Consider the following 12,683-nt stretch of genomic DNA (forward strand, 5'->3'; position numbering starts at 1 on the left):
CCCACTGGCTCGTCCGATGGCGCCCGTAGGCTATCGGGGTGCCTCCTGCCCCCACCAACGCCCCCCGTGCGGGTGGCAAGGGTGAAAGCCGGCTCGCATTGGTGAGACGCGCCAGGCGGATGAAGCGTTGCCTCGACGACGAGTTCCCGGACGCGCACTGTGAGCTTGACTTCACCACTCCGCTCGAATTGCTGGTCGCGGTCGTGCTTTCGGCGCAGACCACCGACGTCCGCGTGAATCAGGTCACGCCCGCGCTCTTCGCCCGCTATCGGACGGCCGCCGATTACGCCGGCGCCGACCGCGCCGAACTCGAGGAGTACCTCCGGCCGACGGGGTTCTTCCGCGCCAAGGCGAACTCGGTGATGGGGCTGGGCGCCGCCCTGGTCGAGCGCTACGACGGCGAAGTGCCCGGCAAGCTGAAAGACCTCGTCACGCTGCCGGGTGTCGGCCGCAAGACGGCCAACGTCGTGCTCGGCGACGCCTTCGGGGTTCCCGGGATCACCGTCGACACGCACTTCGGCCGTCTCGTCCGCCGCTGGGGCTGGACCGAGGAGGAGGACCCGGTCAAGGTCGAGCACGCCGTCGGCGAGCTGATCCCGCGCAAGGAGTGGACGCTCCTCTCGCACCGGACGATCTTCCACGGCCGTCGCGTGTGCCACGCCCGTAAACCCGCCTGTGGGGCCTGCCCGCTGGCGAAGATGTGCCCCTCGTACGGACTCGGCCCGACGGGGTTCGAAGAGGCCGCGAAGCTGGTCAAGGGCGAAGAACGCGAGCACATCCTGGACCTGGCGGCCCGCCGGTGACCAGGGTCACCAAACTGGCCCTCGGCGCCGCCGTGCTGGTGGTGGCCCTGATCGTCGCGCTGCTCACGACGCGTGACGGCCAGGCGCCCGCCAAAACGTCGGGGGATCTCACGGCCGCGCGCGCGAAGGCCGCGCTCGCCCCTTGCCCACCGGCTGGGCCGGGCGAAGTGGCGAAGCTGCGCGGAGTCGACGTCGAATGCCTCGGCGACGGCTCCCGGGTCGACCTCGCGAAGGTGGTCTCGGGCGGCCCTGTGCTGGTCAACCTGTGGGCGTCGTGGTGCGAGCCGTGCCGCGCCGAACTGCCGCTGCTCCAGAAGTACGCCGCGCAGCCCGGTGCCGCGCGCGTGCTCCTCGTCCAGGTCGCGAGTTCCGGAGCCGACGGGCTGGCGATGCTGGCCGAGCTGGGTGTCCGGCTGCCGTCCGTGTTCGACGGTGATGGCCAGTCGGGTCCGGTGCGGACGGCACTAAAGGTCCCTTCCTCCCTCCCGGCGACGTACCTGGTCACGGCGGGTGGCGACGTCCGGCTCATCGAGAACCCACGCGTCTTCCTGAACACTGACCAGGTGCGCGCCGCTGTGGAAGGGACACCATGACCGGCCCCCTCGTGGACCCGGAGGCCGTGCCCGCCTGGTTGCAGCCGCTGGTCAAGATCAGCGGCGAGGTCGGCGCGGACGCGTTCAGCCGGTTCAGCGTGCCGCGGGACGCGACCTACCGGTCCGCGTCCGTCCTGATGCTCTTCGGCGAGGGCCCGCAGGGGCCCGACGTCCTGCTCCAGCGCCGCGCCGACACGCTCGGCTCGCACGCCGGGCAGGTCAGCTTCCCCGGCGGGGGTGCCGAACCGGAGGACGGCGGGCCGGTCGGCACCGCGTTGCGCGAAGCGGAAGAGGAGACCGGCGTCGAACCCTCGGGAGTGCTGCCGGTGGCGGTCTTCCCGGAGCTCTTCGTGCCGGTGTCGAGCTTCGCCGTGACGCCGGTGCTCGCCTACTGGCGGACGCCGTCGCCGGTGCACGCCGTCGATCCCGGCGAGACCGCGGCGGTGGCCAGGGTGCCGATCGCCGAGCTCGCCGATCCGGCCAACCGGTTCCAGGTCACCCGCGAGGGCTACGACTGGAAGGGGCCCGCGTTCGACGTCGGCGGGATGTTCGTCTGGGGGTTCACGGGCGGCCTGCTGGCGATGACGTTGTCGCTCGGCGGCTGGGAACGGGACTGGGACCACGGCGACGTCCGGGAGCTTGACGTAGCGTTGGCCGAACATCAGGCGCGGGTCGACGGGCGGCAAGTGCCGGAGAAGGAGTAGGCGCCGGTGAACTGGGTCGACGTACTGGTGATCCTCCTCGCGCTGCTGGCGGGGGTGTCCGGCGCGTTCCAGGGGGTGATCATCGCCCTCCCCTCGCTGGTCGGGGTGGTGCTCGGCGCGCTGGCGGGGATCAAGATCGCGCCGCTGATCGTCGAACTCTTCGAGCATCCGGCGGCGAAGGTCGCCTTCGCGGTGGCCACCGTGGTGTTCCTGGTCGCGCTCGGCGAGACCCTCGGGGTCTGGGCGGGGCGGAAGCTGCGGCAGAAGATCAACCCGGACAAGCTTTCCGGCGTCGACAAGACGCTCGGCGCGGTGGTGCAGGCCGCCGTGGTGTTCGTGGTCGCGTGGCTGATCGCGACGCCGCTGACGGCCGTTTCGGGAGTGCCCGGGCTGGCCAAGTCGATCAACAGCTCGGTCGTGCTCGGCGAAGTGAACGACGTCATGCCCGAGGCGGCGCAGGGCTTCCCGAGCGAACTGCGCAAACTGCTGGACGCCTCCGGCTTCCCGTCCATTGTGGACCCGTTCCAGAAGCCGAACGTCGAGGACACCAGTCCGCCGGACACCGCGCTGCAGGCGAGCGCGATCGTCAAACAGGTGCACCGCAGTGTCGTGAAGATCCGCGGCAACGCGACTTCGTGTTCGCGGGCGCTGGAGGGCAGCGGATTCGTCGTCGCGCCGCAGCGCGTGATGACGAACGCGCACGTCGTCGCGGGGACCGACGAGGTCGCCATCGAATCGACTTCCGGCAAGTTCCCGGCCAGGGTCGTCTACTTCGACCCCGAGGCCGACGTGGCCGTGCTCGCGGTGCCGCGGCTCCAGGCGCCGGTCCTCCCGTTCACGCCGCGGGTCGCGCGGGCAGGCGACAACGCGATCGTGCTCGGCTACCCGCTCGACGGGCCGTACACCGCGACGCCCGCCAGAGTGCGCGGCCGGATCAACCTGCGCGGGCCGGACATCTACGAGGCCAACACCGTGCAGCGCGACGTGTTCACCGTGCGCGGGCAGGTGCGCAGCGGCAACTCGGGCGGGCCGATGATCAACCCCGAAGGCGAGGTCATCGGGGTGGTCTTCGGCGCGGCGGTCGAGGATCCGGAGACCGGCTTCACGCTGACTTCCGAGCAGGTGCGGCCGGTGGTGGAGACGGCTCCCGCGCTGAGCGCGAACACGTCGACGGGGCCCTGCGCGAACTAGCGGCCTTCGCGCCAGGAGGCCACGGTCTCCTCCACGTCCAGCGGCCGTGCTCGCAGCACCGGACCGCCCGCGGGACGCCGGTGCTCGGCGCGGATCCGTTCGTTCAGGTCCTCGACGATCTCCCGCACTCGCGCCTCACGACGGACCCGAGCCAGCGTGTCCGGCAGGTCGTCCAGTTCCTTCGCGATCGCCAGCGAAGGCGGCAGCAGCGCCGAAACGTCGTGCCCCTCGGCGCGCACCTTGTTCACCACCCAGGCCAGCGCGGTGTCCTTGCCGTCGGTCTTCGGCAGTGGCTTCCCCGCGCCGGGGAGGTCGTCGAACTCGCCCTTCGCCTCCGCGGCGCTGATCTGCCTGTCCACCCAGGACTCGAACGACACGCCCGTCGGTTTGCGTTCGGTCATGCTTCCAAGATACGGAAGAAGTCCAGCAGCGCGGCCGACGTGCGCTCCGGGGCCTCCAGATGCGGGAAGTGGCCGATTCCGGGCCAGCGTTCGAGACGGGCTTCAGGGGCCCAGCGGCGAGACGCCGCCGCGGTGTCGGGCAGGACGCACCGGTCTTCCTCGCCGTGCAGTTGAAGCACGCGAGGGGCGAAGCGGCCTTGCAGCGCTTCGCTGAACCGGCGTCCTTCGCCGCGGAACTGCGCGCGGAACGCCCATCGGTAGTACTCGAGCGCGCTGTGCGGCACCCCCGGCACCAGCATCGCCTGCCGGAACGTCCGCACCGTCTCGGTGAAGTCGGAGGTGTCCGTCCACTGTGGACCGGACCAGGCGCGGAAGAGCTCTTCGACGGCGAGCGCGTCGTCCTTGACCAGCCATTTTTCCGGCGCCATCGGCATTTGGAAGCGGAACAGATGCCCCGAAGCGCGCAGCTGCCCCGGCCGCCGGACGGCCCGGCGCAACGCCAGCGGATGCGCGCCGCCCAGCACGCTGACCGACGCGACCAACCGCGGGTGCAGCGCGCCGACCGTCCAGGCGAGCATGCCGCCCCAGGCATGCCCGACGAGATGGGCCTTGCGCGCGCCGAGCGACTTGATCAGCCCGCCGACGTCACCCGCGAGCGTCCAGGCGTCGTAGCCGCGCGGGGGTTTGTCGGAGTCGCCATAGCCGCGCAGATCGACCGCGACCACGCGGAAACCGGCGCCGGCGAGCGCGGTCAACTGGTGGTGCCAGGCCCACCAGAACTCGGCGAACCCGTGCAGCAGCACGACCAGCGGTCCGTCGCCGAGTTCGGCGACGTGCAGCCGGATGCCGTTCGCCGAGACGTCACGATGGGTCCACGGACCGTCGATCCGCACGATCGACGGATCCGGTGTCGCCTGCACCGACTCGAAGACTTCTCAGTCGCGGTCCGCGGGCGCGTCGTCATGACGCGGCTTGAACGCGGCGGCGGTGTCCTTGAAGCTGTTGATCGTGCGCTCCGGTGCCTTGATCTTCTTCACCTTGCGGTAGCCGAGGAAGCCCGCGGCCGCCGTCGCGACGAGCATCAGCCCGAACACGATCGCGAACGCCGCCCAGCGCATCAGCCACTCGGACAGCAGCTCGCCGAGGAAGAAAAAGAAGAAGAACGAGCTGTACAGGCCGATGACCAGCGCGACCAGGAAGAAGATGGCGCCCTTGAGGCCCTTCTTCGCCTCCGCGACGACCTCGGATTTGGCCAGCTCGACCTCGGCGCGGATCAGCGTCGAGACGTGTTGTGTGGCATCGCCGACGAGTTTCCCGAGGGACTGCTCGCTCGCTACCACGTCGTCATCGCTCGACAGGGGGAGGTAGGGCACGGCCCCCACGCCGTCGGGGCCGGTACGTTCGTGCTTGGGGCTGCTCACACCGGTCATCGTGCCACGTGCCCCGATCACGGGCGCGGCGGACCGGCGAGTGTCGCATTCTCAATCTTCGCGCGCGTGCACCCGGCTGCGGTGCAGCAGCATCGCGGCGGCCGTCAGCGAGGCGATGGCCGAGGCGATCAAGACCGCCATCTTGGCTTGGTCCACGGCTTCGCCGTCGAGCGCGAGATCGGCGATCAAGAGGCTCACCGTGAACCCGACACCGCCGAGCATCGACAACGCGCCGATGTCCCGCCAGCCCATGCCCCTGGGTTTCTCCGCGAGCTTGAACTTCACCGCGAGGAGGCTGGCGCCGAAGATCCCGACCAGCTTGCCGCCGACCAGGCCGACCAGCACGGCCAGCGGCAACGCCGTGGTGAAAACCGCGCTCAGCGATTCGCTGTCCACCTTGATCCCGGCGGCGAACAGCGCGAACAACGGCACCGCGACCGCGGCCGACCACGGCTGCAACCGGTGTTCGAGCCGGATCGCGGGCGCGTGCTCCTCGCCATCGTCGGCGCGGACGCGGGTGAGCAGGCCGAGCGCGACGCCGGCGATCGTGGCGTGGATGCCCGCCGAATGCACCGCGACCCAGGTGATCAAGGCCAGCGGCACGTAGATCCAGGCGCTGCGGACGCGGCGCTTCTGCAGGTAGGCGTACAGCGCGAGCGCGACGACGGCGACGCCCGCGGCGACGAGGTCGAACTTCGCGGTGAACAGGATCGCGATGACCAGGATCGCGCCGAGGTCGTCGACCACCGCGAGCGAGAGCAGGAAGACGCGGGCGCTGCTCGGCAGGTTCGACGCGGTCAGAGCGAGGACGCCCAGCGCGAACGCGATGTCCGTGGCGACCGGGATGGCCCACGCGCGTTCGATGCCCGGCGTCCCCCAGCCGACCGCGAGCGCGACCAGCGCCGGGACGATCATGCCGCCGATCGCGGCGACCACCGGCAGGATCGCCTGCTTGAACCGCGAAAGTTCGCCGACCACGAGTTCGCGTTTGAGTTCGAGCCCCGCGACGAAAAAGAACAGCGCGAGCAGGCCGTCCTTCGCCCAGTCGCCGATCGTCAGATTCAGGTGGAGGAATTCGGGGCCCACCCGGAAATCGCGGATCGCGCGGTAAATGTCGTCGATGGGCGAATTGGCCCAGATGAGGGCGATCGCGGTGGCGCCGAGCAGGATCATCCCGCCGGTCGTCTCCGTGCGGAGGTAACGGGCGAACTCGGCGACGGCTTTCGCGGGGCGGGTGGGGCCGGACAAGGCATCCTCCGGGTTTCGGCAACGACGAACACTGTTGCCGACCAGACTTCCCGGCGCACCTTGACGCGATTTTAATGCCTCAAGCTGCGGAAATCTCGCCTTCATGACAGCTGCCACAGAGATCATGCGGACGTCGGTGTCCGGTCCACATGGTGGGCTTCTAGCATGACAACCGGAAACCGACAACGATGTCTTCACTAAGGACGGCATGGTGAGTACCTCTACCGAGGTCCAGCGAGACACGAGGTTTTTCGGGCACCCACGAGGGCTCGCGAACCTTTTCGGCGTCGAGATGTGGGAGCGTTTCTCGTACTACGGGATGCTCGGCATCCTCCCGATCTACCTCTACTACGAAGTCAGCCAGGGCGGCCTGGCGCTGCCGAAGGCCTCCGCTCTCGGCATCGTCGGCGCGTACGGCGGCATGGTCTACCTGTCGGCGGTGATCGGCGCCTGGGTCGCGGACCGGGTGCTCGGCTCGGAACGCACGCTGTTCTACAGCGCGATCCTGATCATGATCGGCCACATCAGCCTCGCCGTGCTGCCCGGTCTCGCGGGAATCGGTGTCGGCCTCGTCTGCGTGGCGGTCGGCAGCGGCGGGCTGAAGTCCAACGCCACCGCCATCGTCGGAACGCTATACGCGCCTGGCGACGAGCGGCGTGACGGCGGTTTCACGATCTTTTACATGGGCGTGAACGTCGGTGGTTTCGTCGGCCCGCTGCTGACCGGGCTCGCGCAGAGCGAGATCGGTTTCCATGTCGGCTTCGGGCTCGCCGCGTTCGGGATGGCGCTCGGCCTGATCCAGTACACGATCGGCCGCAAGAACCTCGGCGAGAAGGCGAGCGAGATCCCTAACCCGCTGCCCGCGTCGCAGCGCCCGCTGGTCTTCGGCGGCACCGCGGTGGGTGTCGCCGCGATCGTGCTGCTCGTGGTCTTCGGCGTGATCAACCCGGCGAACCTGGTCGACGTCGTCGTCTGGGCCGTCGCGGTCATCTCGGTGATCTACTTCGTGGTGATCATCAGCAGCAAGAAGATCACCTCCGAGGAACGCAGCCGGGTGTACTCGTTCATCCCGATGTTCATCGCGAGCGCCGCGTTCTTCTCGCTCTACCAGCAGCAGTTCACCGTGGTCGCGGCCTACACCGACGAACGCCTCAACCGGACGATCTTCGGCTGGGAGATGCCGGTGGCGTGGGTCAACTCGATCAACCCGGTGTTCATCATCCTGTTCGCGCCGGTGATCGCGGCGATCTGGACCAAACTGGGTTCGCGGCAGCCGTCCTCGCCGATCAAGTTCGTGCTCGGCACGGTCACCATGGGCGTGGCGTTCCTGCTGTTCCTCCCGATGGTCGGCAGCGGCAAGAACGCCAGCCCGCTGCTCGCGCTGGCCGGCATCCTGTTCGTGTTCACGATGGCGGAACTGATGCTTTCGCCGGTCGGTCTCTCGCTGTCGACCAAACTCGCGCCGGAGGCGTTCCGGACGCAGATGGTGGCGCTGAACTTCCTGTCCATCTCGCTCGGTACGGCGATGTCCGGAAAGCTCGCCGAGTTCTACACGGTGGAGGACGAGGCGCCGTACTTCAGCATCGTCGGCGGGGTGGCCATCGTGGTCGGTGTGGCGCTCCTGGTGGCGACGCCGATGATCCGCAAGCTGATGAAGGGCGTTCACTGACGCGCTTCATGCCGCACTGACGAGCGATCCTCGAACGTGCTGAAAGGGCCCTTCACCGCGGAGGAAGCGGTGAAGGGCCCTTTCGCTGCTTCAGGTGGCCGAGCGTCCGCGTGATCGGAGGGACGACACGCGTGATCCGACGGACGACACGCGTGATTGGACGGACGACACGCGAGACCGCTGGGCCGGGCTACCCGACGGTGGTCCCGAACAGCACGCCGACGTAGTAGGTCACCAGCATCGTCAGCGCGCCGACGCCGACGTTCCGCGCGATCGCCCGGCCGACGCGGGCGTCGCCCAGTTTCGCGCTGACGATCCCGGTCAGCGCCAGCCCGACGACCACCGCCGACGCGCACGCCCAGACCCTGGCCGAGGTCGGCGTCCACACGATCGCCAGCAGCGGCAGGAGCGCGCCGACGGTGAACGCCACCAGCGACGCCCACACCGCCTGCCACGGACTGGTCAGATTGTCCGGATCGATACCGAGTTCGGCCTCGGCGTGCGCCTGCAGCGCGTCCTTTTCGGTCAGTTCGCGGGCGACCTCGGCGGCGAGTTCCGCGGAAAGGCCCTTCTCCTCGTAGATTTCCGCGAGTTCCCGTTCTTCGGCCTCGGGCATCTCTTTCAGTTCGCGCTTTTCCAGCCGCAACTGGGCGCGTTCGGTGTCGCGCTGTGTGCTCACGGAGACGTATTCGCCGCCCGCCATCGAAAGCGCGCCCGCGACGAGCCCGGCGATTCCCGCGGTGGCGATCGTGGTGGAGTCGGTGGTCGCGCCCGCGACGCCGACCACGATGCCCGCCACCGAGACGATCCCGTCGTTCGCACCGAGAACCCCGGCGCGCAGCCAGTTCAGCTTGCCGCTCAGGTCCTCGTGCGGTTCGTGAGGATGTGAAGTCGATACGGTATCGGTCACCTTTTCAGTGAAACACAAAGAACGGTATCCGGCGAGCGAACGCCGTTTCGGTGAATAGAGGCAATCCTTATTGACTATTGCCTTACCTAACCCATCGGCTACGTTGTGTCCGTGGCGGAGATGGTGATCCTGATCGGGCTCCAGGCGTCCGGGAAGTCGACGTTCTTCCGGCGCGAGTTCGCGGGGACGCACGTCCACGTCAGCAAGGACACCTTCCCCAATGCCCGGCGGCCGCAGGCTCGGCAGCTGCGGATGCTGGCCGAAGCGCTGGAGGACGGCCGTTCGGTGGTGGTGGACAACACCAACCCCTCACCGGAGGAATGGGCGCCACTGGTCGAAGTCGCCGAACGGTACGGCGCGCGGGTCCTAGGGTATTGGTTCCCGCCGGATCTCGAAGGCTCCCGGGAGCGCAACGCGCGCCGGAAAGGGAAAACCCGGGTGCCCGACGTCAGTCTGTATGCGACGCTGAAACGCCTCAGGCGCCCGAGCGCCGAAGACGGTTTCGACGAGCTGTACACCGTCGGTTTCGACGGTGAGGGCGGTTTCGTCGTCGAGCGGGGGTGAGTCATGGACGCCGGTGATTTCGAGGCGCGGCAACGGGAACGCGAATGGTTCCACGGGCTGACCGTGCCACCGGGTGCGTGGACGGTGCTCCGCGTCGACGGCCGGGGGTTCTCGAAGTTCACCGAAGCGCGGTTCGAGAAGCCGTTCGATCCCCGGTTCGCCGACTGTATGGCCGAGGCGGCGGGCGCTTTGCTGTCGGAGTTCGCTTCGCCTTACGTATACACGGAAAGCGACGAGATCTCGCTCGTGCTCGCCCCTTCCGCCGACCTCTTCGGCCGGGGCGTCGAGAAGCTCGTGTCGATCTCCGCCGGGATCGCCTCGGCCGCGTTCACGCACGCTGCCGGGGTACCCGCGCACTTCGACGGCCGGGTCTGGCTCGGCACGACGCTGGACGACGTCGTCGACTACTTCTCCTGGCGCCAGGCGGACGCGGCCCGGTGCGCGCTCAACGGCTGGTGTTACTGGATCCTCCGCAAGGCGGGGAAATCGGCGAGCGAGGCCGGAGCCGTTCTCGATGGCGCCGGAGTGTCCGAGAAGAACGAACTGCTCTTCGCGCACGGCGTCAATTTCGCCGAAGTCCCCTCCTGGCAACGGCGCGGCGTCGGGCTGTACTGGGAATCCTACGAGCGCACGGGATTCGATCCGGTGCGCGAGGTCGAGGTCTCCGCGACCCGCCGCCGCGTCCGCGTGGAGCGCGAGTTGCCCATGAAGGACGAGTACCGGGCGTTCCTCGGCGAGTTGCTTCAGCCGATCGGTTCGGGCAGCCGCCGCACGGTGTAGGCGAGTTCGATCGTCTCGCCGGTCGCCGGGTCGCCCAGTTCCACGCGCCAGGAGCCGGCGAACTGGTCGACGCCGTGCACCATCGGGATGGTCCCGGAGATCAGCACGGTGCCGGGGGCGTAGAGGTCACGCTCGCGCAGCACGTCCAGCCAGTACGACGGCGGCAGCAGTTCCGCGAGCTTTCCTTGCTGGATCAGGGTTTCCCCGGCCCAGGCGGACAGCGTGAGGTCGTCGAGCCGGTCCTGGACGTCCACGAGCCGCCACGCCTTGGTGGCGAGGACGTCGGGGCCCGCGTTCTTGCTCCACGCGACGCCGTGCGCTTCGAGCGCGCGGTCGGTGTGGTCGCAGGCGGCGGTCAGGAGGACGTCCTCAGGCGCGGGGCCGGTGATGACGATGGCCCATTCGGCCTCGCCGGAGGTCCGCTCGTGCTGCACCGGGACCTCGTCGGTCTGGCTCGCCAGGTACGGCGCGACGGGGTAGAGGGCCGGGATCACCGAAGGCGCGGGGACGCCGAGTTCGGCCAGTTCGGCCACATGAGCGGCGACGTCCTCCTGGCTGCGACCGGCGTATCCGGCGTTCAGCAGCGTGTGGACCTCGGTCCGCCGCTCCTGGCCGTCGGGAAGGGTGAAACGCAGCTCAGGCATCTGTCCTCCGAGATTGGGGGTTGCGCATACAGCTTGTATACAAGGAGTATATCCGCAATTCAACCCCTCCCGGCGGGGTTGCGGATCTCCTACGGACGGATGTGGACATGACCTCACCAGCCGGTGACCGGCGTTCGTTGCACAAGGCCTTCGCGGCCAGCCTCTCGGGCACGGCGCTCGAGTGGTACGACTTCGCGGCCTATTCGGTGGCGGCCGCGACGATCTTCGGGAATCTCTTCTTCCCCTCGGAAGACCAGCTCGCGAGCACGATGGCGGCGTTCTCCACCTACGCCGTCGGCTACCTCGCCCGGCCGCTCGGCGGATTCCTCTTCGGCCGCCTCGGCGACGTGCTCGGCCGCAAGCGCATCCTGGTCATGACGCTCGTGCTCACCGGGGTGGCGACGTTCCTCATCGGTGTCCTGCCGACGTACGAGACCATCGGCGGCTTCGCGGCCGTGCTGCTCGTGGCGCTGCGGTTCGCGCAGGGTGTCGGCATCGGCGGCGAATGGGGTGGCGCCGTCCTGCTCTCGAGTGAGTTCGGCGATCCGAACAAGCGCGGTTTCTGGGCCTCCGCCGCGCAGATCGGCCCGCCCGCGGGCAACCTGCTCGCCAACGGTGTCCTCGCCGTGCTGGCCGGGCTGCTCACCGAGGACCAGTTCAACAGCTGGGGCTGGCGGATCGCGTTCCTGCTTTCCGGCGCGCTGGTCGGCTTCGGCCTGTGGATCCGGCTCAAACTGGAGGAGACCCCGGTCTTCAAGCAGATCCAGGAGCGCGGCGAACGTCCATCGGCACCGATCTCCGAGGTCTTCCGCACCGAACGCCGCGCGCTGGTCGCGGCCGTGCTGATCCGGGTCTGCCCGGACGTGCTGTACGCGCTGTTCACCGTCTTCGTCCTCACGTACGTCACCACGCACACCGGCCTCTCGCGCGGCGCCGGGCTGGCCGCGGTGATGATCGGTTCGGCGTTCCAGCTGATCTTGATGCCGCTGTTCGGCGCGCTCTCGGACCGGGTCTCCCGGCGCAAGATGTACCTGGTCGCGACCATCGCCGCCGGGATCTGGCCGTTCGTGTTCTTCCCGATGGTCAGCGGCGGTTCGTTCCTCATGCTGGCGATCGGGATCGTGCTCGCGCTCGTCATCCACGCGGCGCTCTACGGGCCGCAGGCCGCGCTCGTCACCGAGCAGTTCTCGCCGCGGCTGCGCTACACCGGCAGCTCGCTGGCGTACACCCTCGCCGGCGTGATCGGCGGGGCGCCCGCGCCGCTGCTGTTCACGGCACTGCTGGCCGGTTTCGACACCTGGGTCGCGATCGGGGTCTATCTGCTCGCCACCGCGGTGGTGACCGTCATCGGTGTCGCGCTCGCCCGTGACCCGGACCGCGAAGAGGCCGCTGCCATGGAGCCCGTGCGATGACCTGGACTCCGATGTCCACAGTGGAGGGTCTGCCGCTGATCGGCGGACAGGGCCGGTTCCGGACGCTCGCCACGGCGGAAGGCGGGCTGGCGTACGAGATCTCGTACCCGGCGGGTGTCGCTTCTCCCGTGCACAGCCACGATCACGACAGCATCGTGTACCTGGTTTCGGGTTCGCTGCGCGGCACGCTCGACAGCCGGGACGTGACCCTCGAAGCCGGCGGCACGATCGTCCACCCGCGCGGTGTTCCGCACAGTGTCGAGGCCATTGTGGACAGTCAGTGGATCGAGTTCAAGACGCCGCTGCCCGCACGGCCGCCGATCGCGCAATGAAG

The 12,683-nt window shown here is 68.8% G+C and carries 15 protein-coding genes; 9 read left to right on the plus strand and 6 right to left on the minus strand.

The features are described from left to right. The first annotated feature begins 119 nt into the window (after positions 1-119). From nth to BLW75_RS26995, 4 genes are read left to right on the plus strand one after another with little or no spacing between them, the layout of a single operon-like run. Positions 120-803, plus strand: coding sequence for an endonuclease III (gene nth, locus BLW75_RS26980; protein ID WP_034314720.1), 684 nt, complete (start codon positions 120-122; stop codon positions 801-803). Continuing rightward, the gene (locus tag BLW75_RS26985; RefSeq protein ID WP_034314723.1) at positions 800-1,396 is read left to right on the plus strand and encodes a TlpA family protein disulfide reductase; all 597 of its coding nucleotides are present in this window, start codon (positions 800-802) and stop codon (positions 1,394-1,396) included. The genes nth and BLW75_RS26985 overlap by 4 nt, the downstream gene beginning before the upstream one ends. Continuing rightward, complete coding sequence (locus BLW75_RS26990) at positions 1,393-2,100, plus strand: NUDIX hydrolase (protein ID WP_034314726.1); 708 nt, start codon at positions 1,393-1,395, stop codon at positions 2,098-2,100. The genes BLW75_RS26985 and BLW75_RS26990 overlap by 4 nt, the downstream gene beginning before the upstream one ends. Positions 2,101-2,106: 6 nt before the next feature. Further along, a complete protein-coding gene (locus BLW75_RS26995; protein ID WP_034314730.1) occupies positions 2,107-3,291 on the plus strand; it encodes a MarP family serine protease in 1,185 nt (394 codons plus the stop codon). On the opposite strand, the gene BLW75_RS27000 is transcribed toward BLW75_RS26995, so the two are convergent. From BLW75_RS27000 to nhaA, 4 genes are read right to left on the minus strand one after another with little or no spacing between them, the layout of a single operon-like run. Next, positions 3,288-3,692: a DnaJ family domain-containing protein gene (locus BLW75_RS27000; RefSeq protein WP_034314733.1), complete on the minus strand. Its 405-nt coding sequence runs from the start codon at positions 3,690-3,692 to the stop codon at positions 3,288-3,290. The genes BLW75_RS26995 and BLW75_RS27000 overlap by 4 nt on opposite strands. Further along, positions 3,689-4,612 (minus strand): alpha/beta fold hydrolase, encoded by a 924-nt coding sequence (locus BLW75_RS27005; protein ID WP_034314735.1) that lies wholly within the window; start codon positions 4,610-4,612, stop codon positions 3,689-3,691. Before BLW75_RS27005 ends, BLW75_RS27000 begins: the two co-directional genes overlap by 4 nt. Before the next feature lie 15 nt (positions 4,613-4,627). After that, complete coding sequence (locus tag BLW75_RS27010) at positions 4,628-5,122, minus strand: phage holin family protein (protein ID WP_091598385.1); 495 nt, start codon at positions 5,120-5,122, stop codon at positions 4,628-4,630. Positions 5,123-5,173: 51 nt separating this feature from the next. Continuing rightward, positions 5,174-6,370 carry a Na+/H+ antiporter NhaA gene (gene nhaA / locus BLW75_RS27015; RefSeq protein WP_034314739.1) on the minus strand — a complete coding sequence of 399 codons (1,197 nt, stop codon included), beginning with the start codon at positions 6,368-6,370 and terminating at the stop codon, positions 5,174-5,176. Positions 6,371-6,578: 208 nt separating this feature from the next. On the opposite strand from nhaA, the gene BLW75_RS27020 reads away from it, so the two are divergent. Continuing rightward, positions 6,579-8,039, plus strand: a complete 1,461-nt coding sequence (locus tag BLW75_RS27020) for a peptide MFS transporter (RefSeq protein ID WP_034314743.1) — start codon at positions 6,579-6,581, stop codon at positions 8,037-8,039. Positions 8,040-8,229: 190 nt separating this feature from the next. Here BLW75_RS27020 and BLW75_RS27025 read toward each other — a convergent pair whose 3' ends face one another. After that, positions 8,230-8,949 carry a VIT1/CCC1 transporter family protein gene (locus BLW75_RS27025; protein WP_034314747.1) on the minus strand — a complete coding sequence of 240 codons (720 nt, stop codon included), beginning with the start codon at positions 8,947-8,949 and terminating at the stop codon, positions 8,230-8,232. A gap of 120 nt (positions 8,950-9,069) precedes the next feature. Here BLW75_RS27025 and BLW75_RS27030 point away from each other — a divergent pair, with 120 nt between their 5' ends. Further along, positions 9,070-9,513 carry an ATP-binding protein gene (locus BLW75_RS27030; protein WP_034314844.1) on the plus strand — a complete coding sequence of 148 codons (444 nt, stop codon included), beginning with the start codon at positions 9,070-9,072 and terminating at the stop codon, positions 9,511-9,513. Between the two features lie 3 nt (positions 9,514-9,516). After that, entirely contained in the window at positions 9,517-10,293 is a 777-nt protein-coding gene (locus BLW75_RS27035; protein ID WP_034314749.1) for a tRNA(His) guanylyltransferase Thg1 family protein, read from the plus strand. On the opposite strand, the gene BLW75_RS27040 is transcribed toward BLW75_RS27035, so the two are convergent. Continuing rightward, on the minus strand, positions 10,257-10,937 hold the full coding sequence (locus BLW75_RS27040; protein ID WP_034314750.1) for a DUF2848 domain-containing protein: 681 nt from the start codon (positions 10,935-10,937) through the stop codon (positions 10,257-10,259). The two genes, BLW75_RS27035 and BLW75_RS27040, sit on opposite strands and share 37 nt — an antisense overlap. A gap of 107 nt (positions 10,938-11,044) precedes the next feature. Between BLW75_RS27040 and BLW75_RS27045 the strand changes: the two genes are divergently transcribed. Further along, positions 11,045-12,349 carry an MFS transporter gene (locus BLW75_RS27045; protein ID WP_034314754.1) on the plus strand — a complete coding sequence of 435 codons (1,305 nt, stop codon included), beginning with the start codon at positions 11,045-11,047 and terminating at the stop codon, positions 12,347-12,349. Then, complete coding sequence (locus tag BLW75_RS27050; protein WP_034314757.1) at positions 12,346-12,681, plus strand: cupin domain-containing protein; 336 nt, start codon at positions 12,346-12,348, stop codon at positions 12,679-12,681. Before BLW75_RS27045 ends, BLW75_RS27050 begins: the two co-directional genes overlap by 4 nt. Positions 12,682-12,683 lie beyond the last annotated feature (2 nt).

Source organism: Amycolatopsis lurida, assembly GCF_900105055.1.
GTDB lineage: Bacteria > Actinomycetota > Actinomycetes > Mycobacteriales > Pseudonocardiaceae > Amycolatopsis > Amycolatopsis lurida.